General features: G+C 69.6%; 21 protein-coding genes and 1 tRNA gene. 11 read left to right on the forward strand and 11 right to left on the reverse strand.

Going from position 1 to position 22537, the window contains the following annotated elements:
* The first annotated feature begins 16 nt into the window (after positions 1-16).
* Complete coding sequence (locus ACF3M1_RS11870; protein WP_394000895.1) at positions 17-2830, forward strand: TonB-dependent receptor; 2814 nt, start codon at positions 17-19, stop codon at positions 2828-2830.
* 138 nt (positions 2831-2968) lie between these two features.
* Positions 2969-3601, forward strand: a complete 633-nt coding sequence (upp, locus tag ACF3M1_RS11875; RefSeq protein ID WP_394000897.1) for a uracil phosphoribosyltransferase — start codon at positions 2969-2971, stop codon at positions 3599-3601.
* A 403-nt stretch (positions 3602-4004) separates the two neighbouring features.
* On the opposite strand, the gene ACF3M1_RS11880 is transcribed toward upp, so the two are convergent.
* From ACF3M1_RS11880 to rsmD, 8 genes are all read right to left on the reverse strand, one after another.
* Entirely contained in the window at positions 4005-4412 is a 408-nt protein-coding gene (locus tag ACF3M1_RS11880) for an MAPEG family protein (RefSeq protein ID WP_394000899.1), read from the reverse strand.
* On the reverse strand, positions 4409-5311 hold the full coding sequence (locus ACF3M1_RS11885; RefSeq protein ID WP_394000901.1) for an MBL fold metallo-hydrolase: 903 nt from the start codon (positions 5309-5311) through the stop codon (positions 4409-4411). Before ACF3M1_RS11885 ends, ACF3M1_RS11880 begins: the two co-directional genes overlap by 4 nt.
* Before the next feature lie 256 nt (positions 5312-5567).
* Entirely contained in the window at positions 5568-5900 is a 333-nt protein-coding gene (locus ACF3M1_RS11890; protein ID WP_394000903.1) for a hypothetical protein, read from the reverse strand.
* A gap of 17 nt (positions 5901-5917) precedes the next feature.
* The gene (gene ggt, locus ACF3M1_RS11895; RefSeq protein ID WP_394000905.1) at positions 5918-7696 is read right to left on the reverse strand and encodes a gamma-glutamyltransferase; all 1779 of its coding nucleotides are present in this window, start codon (positions 7694-7696) and stop codon (positions 5918-5920) included.
* Positions 7693-7947, reverse strand: a complete 255-nt coding sequence (locus ACF3M1_RS11900) for a YfhL family 4Fe-4S dicluster ferredoxin (RefSeq protein WP_394000907.1) — start codon at positions 7945-7947, stop codon at positions 7693-7695. Before ACF3M1_RS11900 ends, ggt begins: the two co-directional genes overlap by 4 nt.
* A 169-nt stretch (positions 7948-8116) precedes the next feature.
* Complete coding sequence (locus tag ACF3M1_RS11905) at positions 8117-8692, reverse strand: hypothetical protein (RefSeq protein ID WP_394000909.1); 576 nt, start codon at positions 8690-8692, stop codon at positions 8117-8119.
* A gap of 45 nt (positions 8693-8737) precedes the next feature.
* Positions 8738-9232, reverse strand: a complete 495-nt coding sequence (coaD, locus tag ACF3M1_RS11910) for a pantetheine-phosphate adenylyltransferase (RefSeq protein ID WP_394000911.1) — start codon at positions 9230-9232, stop codon at positions 8738-8740.
* A 63-nt stretch (positions 9233-9295) separates the two neighbouring features.
* Positions 9296-9892: a 16S rRNA (guanine(966)-N(2))-methyltransferase RsmD gene (gene rsmD / locus ACF3M1_RS11915; RefSeq protein WP_394000913.1), complete on the reverse strand. Its 597-nt coding sequence runs from the start codon at positions 9890-9892 to the stop codon at positions 9296-9298.
* Between the two features lie 81 nt (positions 9893-9973).
* Here rsmD and ftsY point away from each other — a divergent pair, with 81 nt between their 5' ends.
* From ftsY to ACF3M1_RS11935, 4 genes are read left to right on the forward strand one after another with little or no spacing between them, the layout of a single operon-like run.
* Positions 9974-11215, forward strand: a complete 1242-nt coding sequence (ftsY, locus tag ACF3M1_RS11920) for a signal recognition particle-docking protein FtsY (protein ID WP_394005259.1) — start codon at positions 9974-9976, stop codon at positions 11213-11215.
* Complete coding sequence (locus ACF3M1_RS11925; RefSeq protein ID WP_394000915.1) at positions 11212-12489, forward strand: hypothetical protein; 1278 nt, start codon at positions 11212-11214, stop codon at positions 12487-12489. Before ftsY ends, ACF3M1_RS11925 begins: the two co-directional genes overlap by 4 nt.
* Positions 12486-13556, forward strand: coding sequence for an A/G-specific adenine glycosylase (gene mutY, locus ACF3M1_RS11930; protein WP_394000917.1), 1071 nt, complete (start codon positions 12486-12488; stop codon positions 13554-13556). The genes ACF3M1_RS11925 and mutY overlap by 4 nt, the downstream gene beginning before the upstream one ends.
* A gap of 1 nt (position 13557) precedes the next feature.
* Complete coding sequence (locus tag ACF3M1_RS11935; protein WP_394000919.1) at positions 13558-13833, forward strand: oxidative damage protection protein; 276 nt, start codon at positions 13558-13560, stop codon at positions 13831-13833.
* Here the strand turns inward: ACF3M1_RS11935 and ACF3M1_RS11940 are convergent.
* From ACF3M1_RS11940 to ACF3M1_RS11950, 3 genes are all read right to left on the reverse strand, one after another.
* Entirely contained in the window at positions 13809-14297 is a 489-nt protein-coding gene (locus tag ACF3M1_RS11940) for a DUF6491 family protein (RefSeq protein WP_394000921.1), read from the reverse strand. The two genes, ACF3M1_RS11935 and ACF3M1_RS11940, sit on opposite strands and share 25 nt — an antisense overlap.
* Positions 14298-14386: 89 nt before the next feature.
* Positions 14387-15652 carry a cation:proton antiporter gene (locus ACF3M1_RS11945; RefSeq protein WP_394000923.1) on the reverse strand — a complete coding sequence of 422 codons (1266 nt, stop codon included), beginning with the start codon at positions 15650-15652 and terminating at the stop codon, positions 14387-14389.
* 124 nt (positions 15653-15776) lie between these two features.
* Positions 15777-15852 (reverse strand) — tRNA-Phe (locus ACF3M1_RS11950).
* A gap of 144 nt (positions 15853-15996) precedes the next feature.
* Between ACF3M1_RS11950 and ACF3M1_RS11955 the strand changes: the two genes are divergently transcribed.
* The 5 genes from ACF3M1_RS11955 (at position 15997) to dxs (ending at position 22522) form a co-directional block, all read left to right on the forward strand.
* Positions 15997-16470 carry an LEA type 2 family protein gene (locus tag ACF3M1_RS11955; protein ID WP_394000925.1) on the forward strand — a complete coding sequence of 158 codons (474 nt, stop codon included), beginning with the start codon at positions 15997-15999 and terminating at the stop codon, positions 16468-16470.
* Between the two features lie 81 nt (positions 16471-16551).
* Positions 16552-18342, forward strand: coding sequence for an acyl-CoA dehydrogenase C-terminal domain-containing protein (locus ACF3M1_RS11960; RefSeq protein ID WP_394000928.1), 1791 nt, complete (start codon positions 16552-16554; stop codon positions 18340-18342).
* Positions 18343-18494: 152 nt separating this feature from the next.
* A complete protein-coding gene (locus tag ACF3M1_RS11965) occupies positions 18495-19163 on the forward strand; it encodes an HNH endonuclease (protein WP_394000930.1) in 669 nt (222 codons plus the stop codon).
* Positions 19164-19404: 241 nt separating this feature from the next.
* On the forward strand, positions 19405-20544 hold the full coding sequence (locus ACF3M1_RS11970; RefSeq protein ID WP_394000932.1) for a hypothetical protein: 1140 nt from the start codon (positions 19405-19407) through the stop codon (positions 20542-20544).
* Positions 20545-20605: 61 nt separating this feature from the next.
* Complete coding sequence (gene dxs, locus ACF3M1_RS11975) at positions 20606-22522, forward strand: 1-deoxy-D-xylulose-5-phosphate synthase (protein WP_394000934.1); 1917 nt, start codon at positions 20606-20608, stop codon at positions 22520-22522.
* Positions 22523-22537: the final 15 nt, after the last annotated feature.

The following is a 22537-nucleotide window of genomic DNA, read 5'->3' on the forward strand; positions in this document are numbered from 1 at the left end:
CATCACCGGAGTCGTCATGCCCCCCAGCCGTTCTGTCATCGCCACCGCGATCGCCGCCTCTCTCGCCCTGGCATGGACCGCACCTGCTACCGCGCAGTCCGTGTCCACCGGGACCATGGCCGCGATGGCCAATACGATCGTCGGCAAGGTCAGCGAAGCCTCGCGCGGTGTGTCGCTCGAAGGCGCGATCGTGACCGTCGGCGGCCGCCAGGTCAGCACCGACCGGGAGGGGTTCTTCCGCGTCACCGGGCTGGCCCCGGGCCGTTATGCGCTGCAGGTCGACTATCTGGGATACACGCGTCACGAATCCGAAGTGGAGCTCGGTGACAGCCGCGGCGCGCAGATCGACATCACCCTGCGCAGCACCGTGGCCGCCACCGACGTGGGCGTGGTCGAGGTGCGCGCGAGCCGTGACGCCCAGGCGATGGCGCTCAACCAGCAGCGCGCGACCACCAATTACGTCAACGTGGTCTCGGCCGACCTACTGGGCCAGTTCCCGGACAACAACATCGCCGAATCCACGCAGCGCATCCCCGGCGTGTCGATCGAGCGCGACCAGGGCGAAGGCCGCTACGTCACCGTGCGCGGCGCGCCCAAGGAGTTCACCACCGTCTCCATCGACGGCGTGCAGCTGGCCAATCCCGATGCCGCCAGCCGCGGCGTCGAACTCGACACGATTCCCTCGGACGTGATCGCCGCGCTCGAGGTCACCAAAGCGCTCACGCCGGACATGGACGGCGACGCGATCGCCGGCAACATCAACATCCGCACCCAGAGTGCGCTCGACCGCGAGGGCCTGACCCTGCGTGCGTCGCTGGCCGGCGGCAAGTACCAGCTCGGCGACGGCGAGAACCAGCGCTACAACGCCACCGTCGGCAACCGTTTCGGCGCCGAGCAGAACATCGGCGTGCTGGTCTCGGGTTCGATCAGCCGGCAGGGGCGCTTTACGGACAACGTCGAGACGCTCTACCAGGCGGGCGGCGGCGGCTTCCGGCCGACCGAGGTGCAGATCAAGGACTACGAGGGCCTGCGCACGCGAAAGGGCCTGACCGGTCGCTTCGACTACCGGATCAATCCCGACCACCTGCTCACCTTCGTGGCCTCGGACTCGAACTTCGAGGACCGCGAGTTCCGCGACAACCTGATCATCGCCCTCGACAACTTCGCGGCCGGCTCGGGCGAGACCACCGGCCAGGCCCGTGCGACGTTCGACAAGGAACTGCGCGAGCGCACCTACGACAAGACCATCCGCACCTACAACCTCAGCGGCGAGCATTTCCTCGGCGATGCCTGGAAGCTGGACTGGCAGGCGTCGCGCAGCGAGGCGACCAAGACCACCAGCCCGCGCATGCAGTACATCTTCCGCTCGACCGTGCGCCCGCAGATGCGCTACGACTACGGCAACCCCGATTTCCCGACCTGGACCATCCTCGGCCGTCCCGATGCCCCGACGACCGGCGTGAACCTGCCCGAGAGCTGGTACGCGTTCCGCCGACTCAACGACCGCTACGAATACGGCGAGGAAGACGAGAACGCCCTGCGCGTCGACCTGGGCCGCCCGCAGGCCTTCCTCGGCGACAGCGGCGACGTCCGTTTCGGCGTGCGCCTGCGCCAGCGCGACAAGATGTTCGACGACGAGCGCTACCGCAACGGCAGCGCGGCCGATTTCGCCGCGCTGGGCATCACCATGTCGGACATGCTCTGCGACAGCGTGAGCAACAATTTCGATTACTTCCTTGCCGGCCGCCGGTTCTGCCGCGACATCTTCGACCGCTACGCCGGGCAGCTGATCGAAAGCCCGAATCACGAGCGGCTGATCCCCGATTCGCTGACCGGTGACTATCGCGCGTCCGAGGACGTGCAGGCCGGCTATGTGCGGCTCGACGCCAACTGGAACCGCCTGACCATGGTCACCGGCCTGCGCTACGAGCGCACCGAGATCGAGGGCAGCGCGATCCAGTTCGACGAGGACACCGGCGACGTGATGCCGCAGACCGCGGGGCGCCGCTACGACAACCTGCTGCCGAGCGTGCACCTGCGCTACGAGTTCACGCCCGACAGCATCCTGCGCGGCTCGGTGTCCACGGCGCTCAATCGGCCGGACTTCATGCACGTCGCGCCGTATCGCGTGATCGGCGAGGCGGACGATCTCAATGTGGTGGCCATCAACGAGGGCAACCCGCTGGTGCGCGAGGCCTACGCGTGGAATGCGGATCTGTCGTTCGAACACTATCTGCGCCCGTTGGGCCTGCTCTCGGCCGCGGTGTTCTACAAGCGCATCGACGATCCGCTGTTCGTTGCCTCGCGCGACGAGGCCTTCGGCGCGCAGACCCTGCGCATCACCCGCGCCGAGAACGGCGAGCGCGGGCGCATCCACGGCGCCGAGCTGACCTGGCAGCAGACCTTCGATAGGCTGCCTGGCGCGCTCGACGGCCTGGGCATCTACGCCAACTACACCTATGCCAAGTCGAGCGCCGAGCTACCGTTCGGCCTCGGCGAGACCGAGCTGCCCGGCACGTCGCGCACCAACTACAACCTGGCGCTGACCTACGAGAAGTACGGCCTCAATACGCGCCTGGCCTACAACTACCGTTCCAGGTTCATCCAGGCCTTCGACATCACCAATCCCGAGCTCAACGTGTACTGGGACGAGCGCGCGAGCCTGGATTTCTCGGCGAGCTACGCGCTGGGCCTGGGCTGGAGCGCGTTCGGCGAGGTCAACAACATCCAGGACACCCGGCAGATCCGCTTCCAGGGCCAGCGCAACCGCGTGCTGGAGATGGAAGGCTTCGGCCGCTCGTGGCTGGCCGGCGTGTGCTACCAGTTCTGACCGCACTCGCTTCGGTATGCGAGGAGGCCGGCCGTAATGCCGGCCTTTTCGTTCGAGCGCTCACGCGCCCCGCCCGATGCTGGGACGCGCACGTTCGACTGACCTATCCTGTGCGCCCGTCCGCGCCCAGGCCCTCGCATGAAAATCGTCGAAGTCCGCCATCCGCTGGTCCAGCACAAGCTCGGCCTGATGCGCCGCGCCGACAACAGCACCAAGACCTTCCGCGAGCTGTCGGCCGAGGTCGCGACGCTGCTGACCTACGAGGCGACCGCGGATCTGGAGACCGAAGATGCCGAAGTCGAGGGCTGGGCGGGCACCGTGCGCGTGCGCCGCATCAAGGGCCGCAAGATCACCCTGGTGCCGATCCTTCGCGCCGGCATCGGCATGCTGCCGGGCGTGCTGGACCTGATTCCCGCAGCCAAGGTCAGCGTGGTCGGCATCAAGCGCGACGAGGATTCGCTCGAAGCCGTGCCCTATTACGAGAACCTGGTCGGCGACATGGCCGACCGCACCGCGCTGATCCTCGATCCGATGCTCGCGACCGGCGGCACGCTGATCGCCACCGTGGCAATGCTCAAGGCCGCGGGCGCGGCGCGCATCAACGGCCTGTTCCTGGTCGCCGCACCGGAGGGCCTGCGCGCGCTCGAGGCGGTACATCCCGATGTCGAGGTCTACACGGCGTCGATCGACGAACGCCTCAACGAGAAGGGCTACATCCTGCCCGGCCTCGGCGATGCCGGCGACAAGATCTTCGGCACGCGGGTGGATTGAGCCCGCGTCGGCGTCGAGCCGCATGAGGCATGCGGTAACGCGCGCCGGTGAAAAATTCTCTGTAGGAGCGCGCTCGCGCGCGATGGAGTTTTCCCGGTGAAGCCCATCGCGCGCAAGCGCGCTCCTACAAGTGCCGGGATTGCGCCCCGCGTCAGGTCTGACGGAAAGCGCCGCCCGGGTCACTCCCCACCGTGACGACGACGCCAGCGCATCGCCCCTCTGTAGGAGCGCGCTCGCGCGCGATGGGGCGTTCCGGGTGAAGCCCATCGCGCGCAAGCGCGCTCCTACAGGTACCAAACGTGCCAGCGCATCGTCCTGCTGTAGGAGCGCGCTCGCGCGCGATGAGCGTTCCCGGTGAAACCCGTTGGCGCGCGAGCACGCTTCTACGGGGATACGCGCGGGATCAGGCGACGATCATCGCCCCGGCGACGAACCGCCAGATGCCCAGCGCGGCCATCGCCAGCAGCGTGATGAAGGTCAGCAGCGTGCCGGCGAAGCGCCCGACCGAATAGCCGGACGAGGCGCCCAGGCCCGCGGCATGCAGCACGCGCGCGATGAGCAGGGCGATGCCGAAGGTCCACAGCCACGCCGTCGACACCGCGGCCAGTTCAAGCAGCGCCAGCATCAACAGCGCCAGCGGCACATATTCGCCGAAGTTGCCGTGGACGCGCACTTTGCGCCTCAGCACCGCGTCGCCACCGGTGCCGACACCGATCTTGTGGACGTTGCGATGCAGGACCACGCGCAGCGCCAGGACCAGATAGAGCACGACGTGCAGCGAGGCGATCAGCAGTGAAATGCGCGGGGTCATGCGGAATGTCCTTCGTCGAGGGTACGGGCCGCGAGCGACGCGGCGGTGTGGCCGGCCGCGAACCGGCCGTGCGCGTCGCGGACCACCTGGGCCAGCGCGACATCGGGATCGTGGGTCAGGAACAGGCGCACACCGCGCGCGGCCATGTCGGCGAGAAACGCCTGCTTCTCGTCGATGATCAGTTCGGGATAACGGTCGTAGCCCATCGTGATCGGCACGTGCACCCATGGCAGTCCGGGCACCAGGTCGGCGCAGAACACCACGCCGCCGTGATGCACGCCGCCCTGCACGTCGGGGCCGAGGATCTCGGCCAGCATCATGCCGGGCGTGTGACCGTCGCTGCGGTGGAAGCGCACCGCGTCGCCGAGCGCCTCGCACTGCGCGCCGTCGAGGAACTGCAGCCGCCCGCTGGCCTCGAGCAGACCGGGCAACTCGGGAATGAAGCTGGCGCGGTCGCGTGCGTGCGGCCGCGTGGCACGTTCCCAGTGCGCGCGACCGACGACGAAGGTCGCGTTGGGAAACAGCAGCTCCGGGCCGCGCGCATCCGACCACGGCGCGAGCAGCCCGCCCGCATGGTCGAAGTGCAGGTGGCTGAGCACGACGACGTCGATATCCGTGTGATCGAAGCCCGCGGCGTGCAGCGAATCGAGCAGCACGTGCCGGTCCTCCTGCACGCCGAAGCGCTCGCGCAGCTTCGGTTCGAAGAACGCGCCGATACCGGTCTCGAACAGCACCGTCCTGCCGTTGAGCGGCGTCGCGAGCAGGCCGCGCGTCGCCAGCGGAATGCGGTTGAGATCGTCGGGCGTGGCCCATTTCGTCCACATCGCGCGCGGCGCGTTGCCGAACATCGAGCCGCCGTCGAGCTTCTGCGAGTTGCCCTGGATCGACCACAGTTTCATGACGCCCTCCCGCGCCGCATCGGTGGCCGATTGTAGGCGCAGCCGCCACGGAAGCGGTCTGCGCTCGTGCGGCACGTGCCGGCGCGCCCGCGCGTGCGCCTTCCAGAAACGCCGAGCGGTTCTCGAACGCGTCTTGCTTGCAGAGTGGGCGTGCCGGTGGGCGACCACGCACGCTCACGTACGCAGTGCTCCCGCTACCGGTTCGCCGCTACACGCCGCGGAGCGGCGTCGGCTTGGACGAATTGTCAGGCGGCGCCTACGGCAACTGGATGTGCTTGGCCCACATGTCGGCCGTGAACCCGAGTACCACGCCTGACACCACGGCCAGAGCGTAGCCCTCCCGCGCCGCGCCAAACGAAGCGGCGATTGCGCAGGCGAAAAGCACGCCCAGGAATGCCTGGGTCGGCAGAGAGATGGACCGCTTCCTGCCCGAGGTCGCGAAAATGACCAGTGCGGAGTACGTGCCGAACAGAAACGCAGCTGCCGCCCAACGCCACGCCCCTGACTCTGTCAGGTGCGACGGCCCGAGCGCAAAAAGCGCGAAGAGGCCGCCAAACGATAGAGCTCCGAGAATGGTCCAACGGTTCATGGCCGCCCAACAGCGATTCAGCGTGCGGCCGCGTCCACCTTCGCCGAGCCCACCGCATTGCGCGGATCGCTGCCGCCGGTCAGTGTGCCGTTCGCACGGTTCCATTCGACCGTCTGCAGGTTGCCCCAGACGTGACTCGATCCGCGGCCGCCCGCCGCGCGGTCGCCCGGCAGGTTCACCGTGTGCCCCAGCGCGCGCAGCCTGGCCGCGGTGTCGGCGGAGAACGCGTCGCTCTCGGCCGAGATCGCATCCGGCATCCACTGGTGGTGATAGCGCGGCAACGCGGCGACGGCCTGCGCGTCGAGGCCGGCGTCGTAGCCCAGGATGCCCAGCAGCACCATGGTGATGATGCGGCTGCCGCCCGGTGTGCCGAGCACGGCCACGCGGTCGTCGGAGACGAGGAAGGTCGGCGTCATCGAGCTCAACGGCCGCTTGCCCGGTGCCGGCGCGTTCGCATCGAAGCCCATCACGCCGAAGGCGTTCGGCACGCCCGGCTGCAGCGCGAAATCGTCCATCTCGTTGTTGAGCAGCACGCCGGTGCCGGGCGCGACCAGGCCACTGCCGAACAACAGATTGACCGTCTGCGTGACCGCGGCGCGGTTGCCGGCGGCATCGATGATCGAGAAATGCGTGGTCTCTTCGTCCTCGAGCGGCGTTGCCATGCCCGATAGCAGGTCACTCGGCGTCGCCTTCTCCGGATTGATCGTCGCGCGCAGGCCGGCGGCGTAGTCGCGACTCGTCAGCGTGCGCTGAGGAATCGTCACGAAATCAGGATCGCCCAGGTAGAACGTGCGGTCGCGGAACGCGCGGCGCATCGATTCGACGACCAGGTGCGTGCGCGCGGCAGCGTCGAGCCGCGGCAGATCATAGGGTTCGAGGATCTGCAGCATCTGCGCCATCGCGATACCACCCGACGACGACGGCGGCGCGGTGACCACGTCCCAGTCGTGATAGCGGAACCGGATCGGCGTGCGCTCGACCACGCGGTAGGCGGCCAGGTCCGCAGCGGTCCATTCGCCGCCCTCGGCATTGACCCCGGCAACGAGCTTCGCGCCGGTCTCGCCGCCGTAGAAGCCATCGAAGCCGCGCTCGGCCAGCAGGCGCAAGGTGCGTGCGAGGTCGGGCTGACGGAACGTGTCGCCCTCCTCCGGCGCGCGACCGTCGGCAAGGAACACCGCACGCGTGCCGGGGTAGCGCTCCATCACCGCACGACGCGACTGGTAGCCGCGCGCGAACCGCGCGTAGACAGGGAAGCCTTCCTCGGCGATGCGGATCGCCGGTGCCAGCGACTGCGACAGCGGCAGCGCACCGTATTGTTCGGCGATGTGCACGAACGCCGCGGGCAGCCCGGGAATGCCGGCCGACCATGGCCCGTTCTCGGCACGGTCCCGATCGAAGCTGCCGTCGGCTTTTCTATAGCGGTCCGAATGCGTGCTGGCCGGCGCGGTCTCGCGCGCGTCGACGAAGATGTCGCGGCCACTCGATGCGTCGTGCAGCAAGAAGAAGCCGCCACCGCCCAGCCCCGACGAAATCGGCTCGACCACCGACAGCACGGCCGAGGTCGCGATCGCCGCGTCGAAGGCATTGCCGCCCGCGCGCATGATCTCCAGCCCGGCGTCCGTGGCCAGCGCGTGCGCCGACGCGACCGCGTTGCCGGGCGGCGCGGCGGCGGACTGCGCAGTGGTGGGCGCGGCGTCGGGCGCTCGGACATCACGCGCGCACGATGGCGCGACCGCCAGCAGTAGCAGGGACAGCAGCAGCGCCGGCAGGCCGGCCAGGGTTCGCGCACGTGTCATGACGCCTCCTGCTGCAGTCGCGCCAGTTTGGCCAGCAACTGCACCTGGGTTTCGGGAATATCGGGATCGGGGTCGATGCACTCGACCGGGCACACCACGACGCACTGCGGCTCGTCGAAGTGGCCGACGCATTCGGTGCAGCGCGCAGGATCGATGACGTAGATCTCCTCGCCCTGCGAGATCGCCTGGTTCGGACACGCCGGCTCGCAGACGTCGCAGTTGACGCAGAGCGCATTGATCTTCAGGGACATGCGGCCATTGTAGTGACTGGCCGCCGGTGCGGCGTTCCATGGATGGAACCACGTTGCGCGCCGGGCGCCTTCGGGCCTGGCGCGCCGGCGCCCGAACGCAGACCGCCGCCGTGCACAGGCACGACGGCGGTCGAGAACCACGGCCGGCGAGGCCGGCCGGTGAGGCGGATTACTGCGCGGTATCGACGAACACGTATTCGACACCGGCCGGCTCGACGGCCGCCTTGACGCGCTCGGAATCGCCGGCGGTGCCGATGAACAGCACGCGCACGCCGCGCATGGTGTTCGGCTCGATGCCGTCGAACGCCGCGACCGTGAGGTTCGCGGTGCGGGCCGAATCCAGGCCGGCGAACATGAGCAGGTTGCCGCGGACGATGCCGCGCGAGACGTCGGTCTTGGCCTTGTCGAGCAGACGCTCGTAATCACCGTCGACCGGGCCCGCGAGCTGCGGGCCGGCGTCGGCAGCACCTGCTTCGGCACCGGCGTCGGTGTCCGCCGGCGGCACGGCGCTGTCGGTCACGCCTGCGGGCGCCGGCGGCACCAGGTAGACGTACGGCGAGTTGGTGATGCCTTCCATGTTCCGGTTGGCGATCTCGTTCAGATAGGTGTTCCAGGCGGCGCGGTCGGCCGTCTGCGGCGCGGTGACCGAGGCGACCTGGGTCTGCTGCTCCGGCTCGTCCTTGCTGCAGGCGACGACCGGCAGGACCAGGCAGGCGACCAGCAGCGCGCGGTTGATGGACTTCATTGGATTCCCTCTCGTTTCTTTATCGTGTGGCGTGGATGGACAACGTCAGCGTTGCGTGTGTTTGCGCAGTGCGCGATCGACCGCGGCGGGCACGAAGCCCGACACGTCACCGCCGAGGCGCGAGATCTCGCGCACCAGCGTGGAGGAGATGAAGCCGTACTGCTCGGCCGGGGTGAGGAACAGCGTCTCCACCTCGGGGATCAGGTGCCGGTTCATGCTGGCGAGCTGGAACTCGTACTCGAAATCCGACACCGCGCGCAGGCCGCGCAGCAGCACACCGGCGCCGACTTCGGCCACGAAATGCGCGAGCAGCGAATGGAAGCCGATGACCTCGACATTGGGCACGTGCGAGAGCGCCTCGCGGACCAGGCCCACGCGCTCGTTGAGCGACATCGCCGGGCGCTTGGCGGGACTTTCCGCCACCCCGACGATCAGCTGCTCGAACAGCGGCGCCGCACGGTCCACCAGATCGACATGCCCATTGGTGATGGGGTCGAAGGTGCCCGGGTAGACCGCGATGCGTTTGCGACTCGCACTCATGCTGGCGTCGGCTGTCTGTCGGTGTGAGGCGCGGGCGCCAAGTGTAGCAGCGCCGCGGCTGCGTCAGCCGGCGCGCCGGTAGAGCGCGCAATGCGCCTCGCGGGTGCCCAGTTCGCGGTGCAGTCGCCAGCCCGGACCGGGCTGCGCCGGGCTCGCGGACGGCGACTCGACATACAGCCAGGCGTCGGCCGCGAGGGCGGGCGCCAGCGCGGCGAGTGTCGGCATCCACAGGTCGTGGGCGAACGGCGGATCGACGAAGGCGATGTCGACGCTGCCCGCAGGCAATGCAGCGGCCATCACCACCGCATCGCCGCGCCGCACCTCGACCGCATCGCCGCCGGACAGCCGCGCCGCGGTCGCGGCCAGGGCGGCAGCAAGTGCGGCATCGCGTTCGACCAGCAGCGCACTGGCGGCGCCGCGCGATACGGCTTCGAGCCCCAGCGCGCCGGTCCCAGCGAACAGATCGAGCACGCGCGCACCGGGCAGCACCGGCTGCAGCCAGTTGAACAGTGTTTCGCGGACCCGGTCCGACGTCGGCCGCAGGCCGGCCACGTCGGGGACGTCGAGACGCGTGCCGCGCCAACGTCCACCGACGATGCGGACACGTCCGGGCCCCGTATTGCGATTGGCGTTCGGCGGGCGGTTGCGTGGTGTGTTCAAGCGCGTGCGCCCCCACAGGGCGCCTGAAAGGCGGGTGATACCATGCGCGCCATTCTCCCCCATCCCCATTCCGACCGCCGCATGGTCAGCTGGTTCAAGCGCGACAAAACCCCCGACACGCCCGAGGCCGACAGCGGCCGACGCCGCCTCAGCGCCGAAGAGATCGCCGCTGCGTTCGCGCCGCCGGCTGCGCCTGCGCCGGCACCCGCGCCACCGGTGATTCCGCCGGCCACGGCGTCGCCCGATGTGGACGGCTCCGGCATGTCGGATGCCACCGTGCCGGCAACGGCCGAGAGCGCGCTGGCGCTGCCCGAAGCAGCCCCCGCCCCGCCGCCCGCCTTCGTCGATCCCGCGGCAGCCCTGGCCGATTACGTGTTCGCGAGCACTATGCCCGCCGCCGCGCCGGGCAAGTCGGGCTGGCGCGAGCGCTTGGGCGGCAATACCTTCGCGCGCAGCTTCGGCGGCCTGTTCTCGCGCAATCCCAAGCTCGACGAGGATCTGCTCGACGAGATCGAGACCGCGCTGCTGACCGCCGACGTCGGCGTCGCGGCGAGCACCGATCTGGTCGAATCGCTGCGCAAGCGCATGAAGCAGCGCCAGTTCACCGATGCCAACGCGCTGCTCCAGGCGCTGCGCGCCGACCTGATAGCGATGATCGAGCCGGTGGCCAAGCCGCTGGTCGTCGACCCGGCCGCCCGCCCGTTCGTGATCCTCACCGTCGGCGTCAACGGCGTCGGCAAGACCACGACGATCGGCAAGCTCGCCAAGCGCTTCAAGGACGAAGGCCACCAGCTGATGCTGGCTGCGGGCGACACCTTCCGCGCGGCAGCGGTCGCCCAGCTCAAGGCCTGGGGCGAACGCAACGGCGTCGCCGTCGTCGCCCAGGGGCAAGACGCCGACCCGGCCGCGGTCGCGTTCGACGCACTGCAGGCCGCGAAATCCCGCGGCACCGGCGTACTGATCGCCGACACGGCCGGCCGCCTGCACACGCAACAGGGCCTGATGGCGGAGCTGGGCAAGATCCGTCGCGTGCTCGGCAAGATCGACCCCACCGCACCGCACGAAGTGCTGATGGTCATCGACGGCACCACCGGCCAGAACGCGCTGTCGCAGCTGCGCCAGTTCAATGCCGCGGTGCAGGTCACCGGCCTGGTCGTCACCAAACTCGACGGCACCGCCAAGGGCGGCGTGGTGTTCGCACTGGCGCGCGAGTTCGGCATCCCGATCCGCTTCGCCGGCATCGGTGAGCGCCCCGAAGACCTGCGTGTGTTCGACGCCGAAGCCTTCGTCGACGCGATGCTGCCGGAGACGCTCGGCGCGTGAGCACCCCGGCTCCGGCGCCCGATGCGCCGGCGCCGCGCCGTCGGCGCTGGCCGATCCTGCTGCTGATTCTCGCCGTCGCAGGCCTCGGCCTGGTGCTGTCGGTCCGCGTGCTGCTGCCGCCCGAGCGCGCATTGCATCTGGTGCTCGAGCGCCTGGGGCCGACCCTCGGCCTCGACATCACGTTCGACGGCGACGTCGACTACCGCCTGCGCGGCAGCCCGCAGCTCGAAGTGCGCAACGTCGTCGCGCGCATACCCGGCGACAGCACGCCGATGCTGCGCGCCGATCGCGTCTTGCTGGCGCTGCCATGGAAGACGATCCGCAGCCGCGGCGCCGATCTCGAGATCGCCCGGATCGAACTCGACGCGCCGACCCTGCACCTGCCCACCCTGCTCCGCTGGCTCGATGCGCGACCGCCCGGCGATGGCCGCGTGCCACCGTTCACCGACGGGCTGCGCATCCGCAACGGCGTCGTCGACGCGGACGGCTGGCGCATCGAGGGTCTGACGCTCGATGTGCCTGCGCTGTACCCGGACCGCGCCGTCGATGCGCGCGTGGCCGGCACTGCGATCTTCGGCAGCACGCGCGCACCGTTCCAGCTGCAGGTGCAGACCGATCGCCTCGTGGACATGCGCACGCTGGGCGCGGACGGCACCGTGACCCTGCGCCTGCCCTCGGGTCGGCTCGATACCCGGCTGCGGCTCGACGCCACGCGCACCGACCCGACATCGCCGGGCCTGCACCTGGCGCCGCTGCGCATCGCTGGCGACGCGCACTGGCGCGCGCGTGCGACGAGCATTCCGTTCGCGTTCGGCCTGCAGGGCCGACTGGCCTTCGATGCGGGACGGCTCGAACTCGCGCCGGTGGGCATCGCGACGCGTGCACAGGGCCTGGTGCCGACGCTGGCGGCCGGCGGCCGCATCGCCCTCGACGACGCCCTGCACCTCGCGCTCGACGGCCACATCGCGCGCTGGCCCGAGGCCTGGCCCGCGCTGCCCGCCCCGCTGTCCGACAGCGACGCGCCGATGCCGTTCGCGCTGCGCTATGCCGGCCCGGCTGGATTCGATGCGCCGCTGGCCCTGCGCATCGAACACGCCGGCGCGCGCTTCGACGGCCGCGCGCGCTTGCCGGCCGTGCTGCAGTGGCTCGATGCGATCGACACGGGCAGCCCGGTGCCGCCGCTGCAGGGCCGGCTGACGGCGCCGCGCCTGGAACTCGCCGGCGCCACGCTCGAAGACGTGCGCATCGACTTCGACGACGGCAGCGGCGAATGAGCGATTACGCCGATCGCCTGCTGGCCTGGTTCGATGTGCACGGCCGCCACGACCTGCCCTGGCAGCATCCGCGTACGCCCTACCGGGTGTGGCTGTCGGAAATCATGCTGCAGCAGACCCAGGTGCGCGTGGTGATTCCCTATTTCGAGCGCTTCGTCGCCGCATTGCCCGACGTGCGCGCGCTCGCCGCCGCGCCGCAGGACGACGTGCTCGCACTGTGGTCGGGCCTGGGCTACTACGCCCGTGCGCGCAACCTGCAGGCCGCGGCGCAGCGCTGCGTCGAGCTGCACGGTGGCGATCTGCCGCGCGATCTCGATGCGCTGATCGCGCTGCCAGGCATCGGCCGCAGCACGGCCGGCGCGATCCTGTCGCAGGCCTTCGGCGAACGCGCATCGATCCTCGACGGCAACGTCAAGCGCGTACTGGCGCGGCGCCATGCCGTCGAAGGCTGGCCCGGGCTGCCGAAAGTCGAGAAGACCCTGTGGACGATCGCCGACACCCTGCTGCCGCAGGCACGCATGGCCGACTACACCCAGGCACAAATGGATTTCGGGGCGACGCTGTGCACGCGCCACAACCCCGCCTGCCTGCTTTGCCCGGTCAACACCGATTGCGCGGCGTTCGTGCAGGGCCGCGTGGATGAGCTGCCCACGCCGCGTCCCAGCAAGGTGCTGCCCGAGCGCGAAGCCACCGTGCTGCTGCTCGAGGACCGCGACGGCCGCGTGCTGCTGCAGCGACGTCCGCCGACCGGTGTCTGGGCGCAGCTGTGGTCCCTGCCGCAGCTCGAAATCGACGACGACGCGTCGCATTGGCTGCAAGGCCATGCGGCCGGCCTGGTCGATCCGGTGGACCTCGACACGCCCGCGCGGCTCGCGCCGGTGCAGCACGGCTTCAGTCATTACCGCCTGCGCCTGCATCCGCTGCACTGGCCCGGCCTCGCACCCCGGCGCGGCGTGCGCGACAATGATGCGCTGCGCTGGGTGGCCCGCGACGATCTCGCGACGCTCGGCATTCCCGCCCCGATCCGCACGCTGCTGCTCGCGCCGCGCGTCGCCCTGGAGGACTGAGATGAGCCGACGCGTGTTCTGCGTTCACGACCAGATCGAAACCGACGGCCTGGACTTCGTGCCTTGGCCGGGCGCCCTGGGCAAACAGGTCTTCGCCGAGATCGGCAAGCCGGCCTGGGCGAAGTGGCTGGCGCACCAGACCATGCTGATCAACGAGAACCGGCTCTCGCCGCTCGATCCCAAGCACCGCGCGTTTCTCGAAGACGAGATGCGCAAATACCTGTTCGAACGCCAGACCGGCACCGTCGCCGGTTACGTGCCCGAATCCGGAAGCTGATCTGAAGGCTCGTCCATCGACGGCGCATCCTCGGAATTGCGCCGCTGCGCCTCGCGGATCGCCGCGACGTCCAGCGGACGGATCTGGCGGACGTGGCAAGGGATGTTGATCGAACTGCGACTGCGCACCAGCACCCGATCGAAGCGCGCACTCACGCGGCTCATCGTGCTGGTCAGCCCGATCGCGGGCGTGTAGTCCAGGTCCTGGCAGGGACCGCTCAAATCCAACAGCCACGCCTCACCCGGGCGTGTCCACACCGCGAGCGCGCTGTCACCCAGCGGCGTCCAGCCGTTGATCCGGCCCAGATAGCGGAAATGGTCGACCTCGGCGCCGGCATGACGCGCGTAGAGCGCATAGCGGTCGGCGTCCGACAGACGCTGGGTTGCGCAGCCGGCGAGCACCGCCGCGGCGGCGACGATCGCCGCGACACGGCGACGGAACGGCAAACGGCTCGAAGCGGACATCGTGTACTCCTGCGCATCGTGCGTGTCGGGTCCGCACGCGATGATGCGCGCCGCCCGATGAAGGACAGGCAAGCCGCGCGGGCCGCGTCTCAGCCCGCGCCCGACGGCGTGCTCACGCCGGCAGGGCCGGCGCGGCGTCGCATGATCCAGTTGAACAGCGGCGTCGCCATCAACGTGGTCACGATCGCCATCAGCACCAGGATCGAGAACAGCCCCGGCTTGATCACCCCGGCCTGCAGGCCGATGTTGATCAGGATCAGCTCCATCAGCCCGCGCGCGTTCATCAGTGCGCCGATCGCCTGCGCATCGCGCGGACTCTCGCCCGCGAGCCGCGCCGCGCCCCAGCACGCGAGCCCCTTGCCGGCGAACGAGGCCAGCAGGATCGCGCCGGCGGCGAGCAGCATCTGCGGCTCGAGCACCATGCCGAGGTTGGTCTTCAACCCGGAGAACGTGAAGAACATCGGCAGGAAGAACACCACGACGAAGGGCTGCAGCATCGCGCGCAGCTTTTCCACCAGCGCACCCTTGGGCATGCAGGCGCCGAGCAGGAAGCCGCCGAACACCGCGTGGATGCCGACCGCGTCCATCGTCCAGGCGCTGAGGCAGAACAGGATCAGCACCACGGCCAGCGTCGTCGAGCCGAGCGGTGCGTCGGGTCGCACGGTGTCGGCCAGGCGCCGCAGCATCCGGCGCCCGATCGTCAGCATGAACACCGCATAGGCCACGCCGCCGCCGATCGCCAGCCACGCGCTGTCCCAGCTGCCACCGAAGCTCGCCAGCACGATCGCGAGGATGCACCAGGCCGCGGCGTCGTCGACCGCGCCCGCGGTCAGTGCCAGCGTGCCCATCGGCGTGCCCGACAGCCCGCGCTCGTGGATGATCCGCGCCAGCATCGGAAACGCGGTGATCGCGATCGCCGCACCGAGGAACAACGACGCGTCGGACAGCTTGATGCTCTCCGAGAACAGGTTCGGCAGGCCCATCAGCCACGGCGTGATCAGGAAGGCGAGCGCGAACGGCACCGCGATGCCCGCCACCGAGACCATGAAGGCACCGCGCGCGCGGCTGCGGAAATGGTCGCCGCGGAACTCGGTGCCGACCAGAAACATGTAGAAGCCCACGCCGAACTGGGCGAACACGTACAGCGTGTCCAGGGTCTGCGCGGGAAACAGCGCCGCCTGCAGATCCGGCAGCAACCAGCCGAACAGCGACGGGCCGAGGGCGACGCCCGCGATCATCTCGCCGACCACCTGCGGTTGCCCGAGCCGCTGCGCCAGCCGCCCGACCAGCCGGCAGACCAGCAGGATCACTGCGACCTGCAGAAAGAAATAGACGGACAGTTGGGCAGTCGGCACGCGCGGAACTCCAGCGCCCGGACGGCGCGGCGCGATGATAGCCCGGCGCCTCCACGCCCACCCTGCGCGCGCGGCACAAAAAAAGAGACCCGCATCGCTGCGGGCCTCATCAAACGTGTCGCAATGGTGGCCGGGGAGGGAATCGAACCCCCGACACGGGGATTTTCAATCCCCTGCTCTACCAACTGAGCTACCCGGCCACTGCGGGACGCGCATGATACGGGGCGAACGCGCGGACGGCAACCATTAGCGAACACGCGCAGGCAACGGCCGCCCGTCGAGGCCGCGTCCGCGTTCGGCGACGCGCTAACATCGGCCCTCGCCTTTAGACGACGGAGCCTGCGATGAAGCCGTGGAAGCTGCTGACGATCCTGCTCGCGACTTGCGTGCTCGCTGCCTGCGTGACGGGCCAGCGACGCGTCTCCGAGCCCGCCGCCAGCCTGCAGCAGCTCACCGTGGCGGCCGACGGCAGCTGGTCGGTGGATCTGCGTGTGCAGAACTACAGCAGCATCCCGATGCGCTTCGATTCGGTGCAGCTCGAGCTGCAGGTGGCCGGCGAACCGGCCGGCACGCTGGCTTCGACCTCGCCGCTGACGATCGGCTCGGAATCCGCCGACGTGGTGACGCTGGTGCTCACCCCCTCCGCGCAGGCACGCCTGCACGCCGCAGATGCCCTGGCCGGCGGACGCACCCTGGCCTATCGCATCGAGGGCAGCCTGCGCGCGGCGCCGGAAGACCGCGGCAACGCCCGCGACTACCGGATCCGGCGCGAGAGCGTGCTGAGCCCGGTACCGGGCCTGCCTGGCGTGATGCGCTGATTCCGCGCCTGCGCGCACCTTCCCGATTTTCGATTCCGCGTGGCCTGCATGGCCGCGCGCACTGACTGACGAGCCGACGCCATGAGCACCTATACCGCCCCGCTGACCGACATCCGTTTCGCCCTGCACGACGTGCTGCAGGTCACGCCCCTGTTCGCATCACTCGGCTTCGACGACGCCAACCGCGAGACGGTCGATGCCGTGCTCGACGAGTGCGCGCGCATGTGCGAGACCGTGCTCGCCCCGCTCAACCGCATCGGCGACGAACAGGGCGTGCGCTTCGACAAGGCCACCGGCGCGGTCACCACGCCCGACGGCTTCAAGGCCGCCTACGACCAGTTCGCCGAAGGCGGCTGGACCGGCATGAGCGCGCCGACCGAGTTCGGCGGCATGAACATGCCGCATGCGGTGGGCATCTGCCTGGAAGAGATGATCGACGCGGCGAACCTGGCCTGGAGCAACTTTCCGCTGCTGTCCCACGGCGCGGTGAACGCGCTGCACCATCACGGCGAGGCCTGGCAGAAGGAGGTCTTCCTCAAGCCGCTGATCGCCGGCACGTGGACCGGCACGATGTGCCTGACCGAGCCGCAGTGCGGCACCGATCTGGGCCTGCTCAAGACCCGCGCCGAACCGGCCGGTGACGACCGCTATGCCATCACCGGCACCAAGATCTTCATCACCGCCGGCGAGCACGACCTCACCGACAACATCGTGCACCTGGTGCTGGCCCGCCTGCCCGACGCACCGGAAGGCAGCCGCGGCATCTCGCTGTTCGTCGTGCCCAAGATCCGCGTGGCCCGCGACGGCACGCTCGGTGAGCGCAATGCGGTGCGCTGCGGCGCGGTCGAACACAAGATGGGCATCCACGGGTCCGCGACCTGCGTGATGAACTTCGACGGCGCGGAAGGCTATCTCGTCGGCCAGCCGCACAAGGGCCTGATGGCGATGTTTACGATGATGAACACCGCGCGCCTCGGCGTCGGCGTGCAGGGGCTGGGCCTCGCCACCCGCGCCTACGAGAACGCGCTGCGCTATGCACGCGAGCGGCTGCAGTCGCGCGCGCTGTCGGGCGCCAAGCTGCCGTCCAAACCCGCCGATCCGATCATGGTCCAGCCCGACGTGCGCCGAATGCTGCTCACCTGCAAGGCGCTGACCGAAGGCGGCCGGCTGCTGGCCTATCACGCCGGCTCGCTGGTCGACAGCGCGGAGCGCGCCGACGACGCCGCGGCGCGCCAGCAGGCCGACGACCTGCTGGGCTTCCTGACGCCGATCGTCAAAGGCTGCCTCACCGAGTGGGGCAACGAATGCACCTATCACGCGCTGCAGTGCTACGGCGGCCACGGCTACATCGCCGAGCACGGCATGGAACAGCTGGCGCGCGATGCACGCATCACCACGCTGTACGAAGGCACCACCGGCATCCAGGCGCTCGACCTCATGGGGCGCAAGATCATGCAGCTGCAGGGCGCGGGGCTGCGGGTGTTCCTCGGCATGATCGAGGCCTTCTGCCGCGAGTACGACGGCGCGCCGGGTCTGGCCGAATTCATCGCGCCGCTGCGCGCACACGCGGCGCAGTGGCAGCAGCTGACCGCACAGATCGCCGAGCGCGCCGCCGTCGATCCCGAGGAGATCGGCGCGGCGGCGCACGACTACCTGTTCTTCTCCGGCTATGTCGCCCTCGCCTACTGGTGGGCGCGCAGCGTGGCCGTCGCCGATGCCTCGTCGCGTTCGGAGACCTTCAAGGCCGGCAAGCGCGAAACCGCGCGCTTCTATTTCGCGCGGATCCTGCCGCGCACGCTGGGCCATGCGGCGGCGATCGAGAGCGGACCGGCCACGCTGCTGTCGGTCGCCGACGAAGCCTTCGACAGCTGACGCCACGCGCAGTGCAGCGTGCACCCTGACGTCGCCGCGCCCGCTCACCGGGCGCGGCGTGGCGCGCGCGGTGATCATCCTGCGCGCAGACGCCTGATCGCGCAGGACCGATTGCACAAACCGTCATCGATCGGGTATATGCTCGATCCCCGATGGAGACCGATCGCGCGCATCAACGCCACGTCCCCACCGGTTCCGCCACGGCGCCGGTCCTCGACCTCTCCGCCGACATCAGCCCACGCGCCCCACGCCGCGACGGCGTGCGTCTGCTGGCACTCGACGCGCATGGCCGCGCACTGAACTGGATCAGCTGGCAGGACGCGGCCTGTCTCTACGCGCGCGGCGCTGTCGCCTGGACGCTCGGCGAACCCTGCATGACGCTCTACGGCGGCCTGTCCCGCGCGACCGGCCAGCAGAGCCGCATGGATCTGCACCCCATCATCGCCGGCCGCAGCCACGTGCGCGCATCGGCCGTCGATCCCACGCCGGCGCTGACCAACACCGCACTGTTCGCACGCGACCAGTCGCTGTGCCTGTACTGCGGCCGCCACTTCAGCCGCCAGTTGCTGACGCGCGACCATGTCGATCCGCTGTCACAGGGCGGACTCGACATCTGGGAAAACGTGGTTTCGGCCTGCGTCCACTGCAATTCGCGCAAGGGCGGGCGCACGCCGCAGCAGGCCTCGATGCCGCTGCTGGCGGTGCCCTTCCGGCCGAGCTGGATCGAACATCTGATCCTCAGCAACCGCAGCATCCTCGCCGACCAGATGAGTTTTCTCAGCTCGCACCTGCCCAAACGCCGGCGCCACGCGATCGCCTGAGCCAATGGGGTGCGGCGCGCAATCAGGCGCCGGCATGCAGTCCCGCAGCCGTCGCTGCCGGCCGCCCCCCGCGCACCGTCGCCGGGTGATTTCAACGCGCTGAAGTGAATGTGTTGGTCGGCGAGATCCGCCGGAAAAGCGGCGTCGACATCGTCGCGGCCAGCGCGGACCCGCACCCACGTCACCCACGCGCGCGGCGGGTCTCGTTACACTCGCTGCATTGTTCCGACGGTACAGCCGCATGCGATTGACGATTGCCCTCAGCGGCATGGACAGCGCCACCGAAACCGCACTCCGCGCCGCATTCGCCAGCGCCAGCAGCCAGCTCGGCGATTGTTGCGCGCTGGTGCCCGAGACCGAGTCGCAGCACGTCGTCGTCGACATGGACAGCATGTACGGGCCGATGAGCTGGCTGCGCCTGCACGCGGCCGGCAAACAGGTCATCGGCCTGACGTCGGCGCCACGCGTGCAGACGCATTTCAGGCTCGGGCGGCCGTTCGACGAACGGGCGATCGTCGCGCTGCTGCACGAGGTCGCGGCGAGCCTCGAGATCACGCTCTCCGCCGCGCAGGACATCAAGCCGCCGTCACCCGCCGACCGCGCAGAACCCGCGCGCGCCGAGATCGCTGCAGCGACGCCGCGCGCGCCCGCGCCGGTCGAAGCGCCCACCGCGCCGCCGCCGGCCTCGCATGCGGCCGCAGCGCCGCCCGCACCGGTCGCTCCGGCGCGGGCAGCAGCGCCGGAACCTGCACGGACCGAGGCCGCGGAACCGGCCGCCGTCGCCACGCCGGCAGCCCCGGCTGTTGCCCAGACGTCCGAACGTCCGCTGGTCGACTGGGTCGCCGACCCCGCGATGCGCGGCCGCTACCGGTATCGCAATGCCACCGGGCCGACGCTGCTGATCGATTTCGACGCGCGCCAGTACCACGGCCCGTCCACGCTCAAGCCGCTGGTCCAGTATTTCGACGGCCAGGTCGCGCGCGATGCCTTCGAGCCGGTCGCCGCCGATGCCTGGGTGCTCGACGCGCCGGCCACCGGCCCGGCCCAGCCACTGCTGCGGCTGCACTGGCTCGGCGCGCTGCTGGCGGGCGACGGCATGCTGGCGCCCGGCTACGACCCGGACGCCCGCTACACGCTGAACAAATGGCCGCAGACCGAACGCGAATACCCGCGACATTTCCGCATCGCCACCGCAATGATGAAGGGCCCGGCGACGTTGGCGGACATCGTCACGGCCAGCGGGCTGCCCGCGCACGAGATCAACCGGTTCGTGAACGCGAATCTGGCCACCGGCTACGCCGAGCCGGTCGTCGAGACGGCCGAGGATCCCGCGGAATCCGGCAAATCCAGCGGTTTCTTCTCCCGTCTTCGCAAACGCTGAGACATCGCCCCGCATGACAGGCCGATGACGCCTGCATGGGGGCAGGCCTTACAATGGCCGGATGATCGATTCCACGCGCTATCCGCGCCTCGCGCGCATCGACGCGCCGTCCGACCTGCGCCAGTTCGACGAGTCCGAACTGCCCGCGATCGCCGACGAACTGCGCGCCTATCTCATCGAATCCGTCGGCAGGAGCGGAGGCCACTTCGGCGCCGGTCTCGGCGTGATCGAACTCACGACCGTCCTGCATTACCTCTACGAGACACCCGAGGACCGGATCGTGTGGGACGTCGGTCACCAGACCTATCCGCACAAGATCCTCACCGGCCGGCGCGACCAGATCCACACGGTCAAGCAGAAGGACGGCGTGTCGCCGTTCCCCAAGCGCGAGGAGTCCGAGTACGACACCTTCGGTGTCGGCCATTCGTCGACGTCGATTTCTGCCGCGCTGGGCATGGCGGTGGCGAATGCCCACGCCGGTAACGACCGCCGGGTGATCGCGGTGATCGGCGACGGCGCGATGACTGCCGGCATGGCCTACGAGGCCCTGAACCACGCCGGCGGCATGGAGCCCGAGCCGGACGTGCTGGTGATCCTCAACGACAACCGCATGTCGATCAGCGAAGCGGTCGGTGGCCTGACCAAGATGCTCGGCCGCGCCACCGGCAACCGCACGCTCAACGCACTGCGCGAAGGCGGCAAGAAGCTGCTCGGCGACAAGAACAACCCGACCGCGAAGTTCGTGCGCCGCTGGGAGGAACACTGGAAGGGCATGTTCGTGCCGTCCACGCTGTTCGAGGAGATGGGCTTCCACTACACCGGGCCCATCGACGGTCATGACGTCAAGGCGCTGGTCGAGACGCTGAAGACGCTCAAGGGCCTCAAAGGTCCGCAGCTGCTGCACGTCATCACCACCAAGGGCAAGGGCTACGAGCTCGCCGAAGGCGACCAGATCGGCTACCACGCGGTATCGCCGTTCGATCCCAGCCAGGGCATCGTGGCCAAGGCCGGCGGCGTCAAGAAGCCGACCTACACCGACGTCTTCGGCGACTGGCTGTGCGACATGGCCGCGGCCGACGACCGCCTGCTCGGCATCACCCCGGCGATGCGCGAGGGCTCGGGTCTCGTGCGCTTCTCCAAGGAACATGCGCCGCGCTATTTCGACACCGCGATCGCCGAGCAGCACGCGGTCACGCTGGCCGCGGGTATGGCCTGCGAGGGCGCCAAGCCGGTCGTGGCGATCTACTCCACGTTCCTGCAGCGCGCCTACGACCAGCTGGTTCACGACGTCGCCCTGCAGAAGCTCGACGTGCTGTTCGCGATCGATCGCGGCGGCGTCGTCGGCCCCGATGGCGCGACGCATGCCGGCAACCTCGACCTGAGCTTCCTGCGCTGCGTGCCCAACATGGTCGTCATGGCACCGGCGGACGAAGCCGAGTGCCGGACGATGCTGACGACCGGCTTCCGTCATGAAGGGCCGGCCGCGGTGCGGTATCCACGCGGCACCGGCCCGGGCGTGGCCGTCGGCGCCGGCCTCGAGACCCTGCCGATCGGCAAGGCCGACCTGCGCCGGCATGGCCGCCGCGTGGCCCTGCTCGCCTTCGGCGCGATCGTGCCGGCGGCCGAACAGGTGGGCGCCGAGCTCGACCTCACCGTGGTCAATATGCGCTTCGTCCGTCCGCTCGATCGGGCCTTGCTGCTGGAGCTGGCACGCAGCCACGACGGCTTCGTGACCCTGGAGGACAACGTCGTCGCCGGCGGCGCGGGTTCGGGTGTCGCCGAGCTGCTCAATGCCGAGGGCATCGTGCTGCCGGTGCTCCACCTCGGCCTGCCGGATGCCTTCCAGCACCACGCCAGCCGCGAGGATCTGCTGGCCGAGGCCGGCCTGGATGCCGCCGGTATCCGCGCCGCAGTGCTCGCGCGCTGGCCGGACCTGGCGGCGCGGCCCGCCGTCGGCGACCAGGCCGCGGCGGGCTGAGCGAACCGCCCAGGG

The sequence above is a fragment of the Luteimonas sp. WGS1318 genome, assembly GCF_043187535.1.
Taxonomy (GTDB): Bacteria; Pseudomonadota; Gammaproteobacteria; order Xanthomonadales; family Xanthomonadaceae; genus Luteimonas.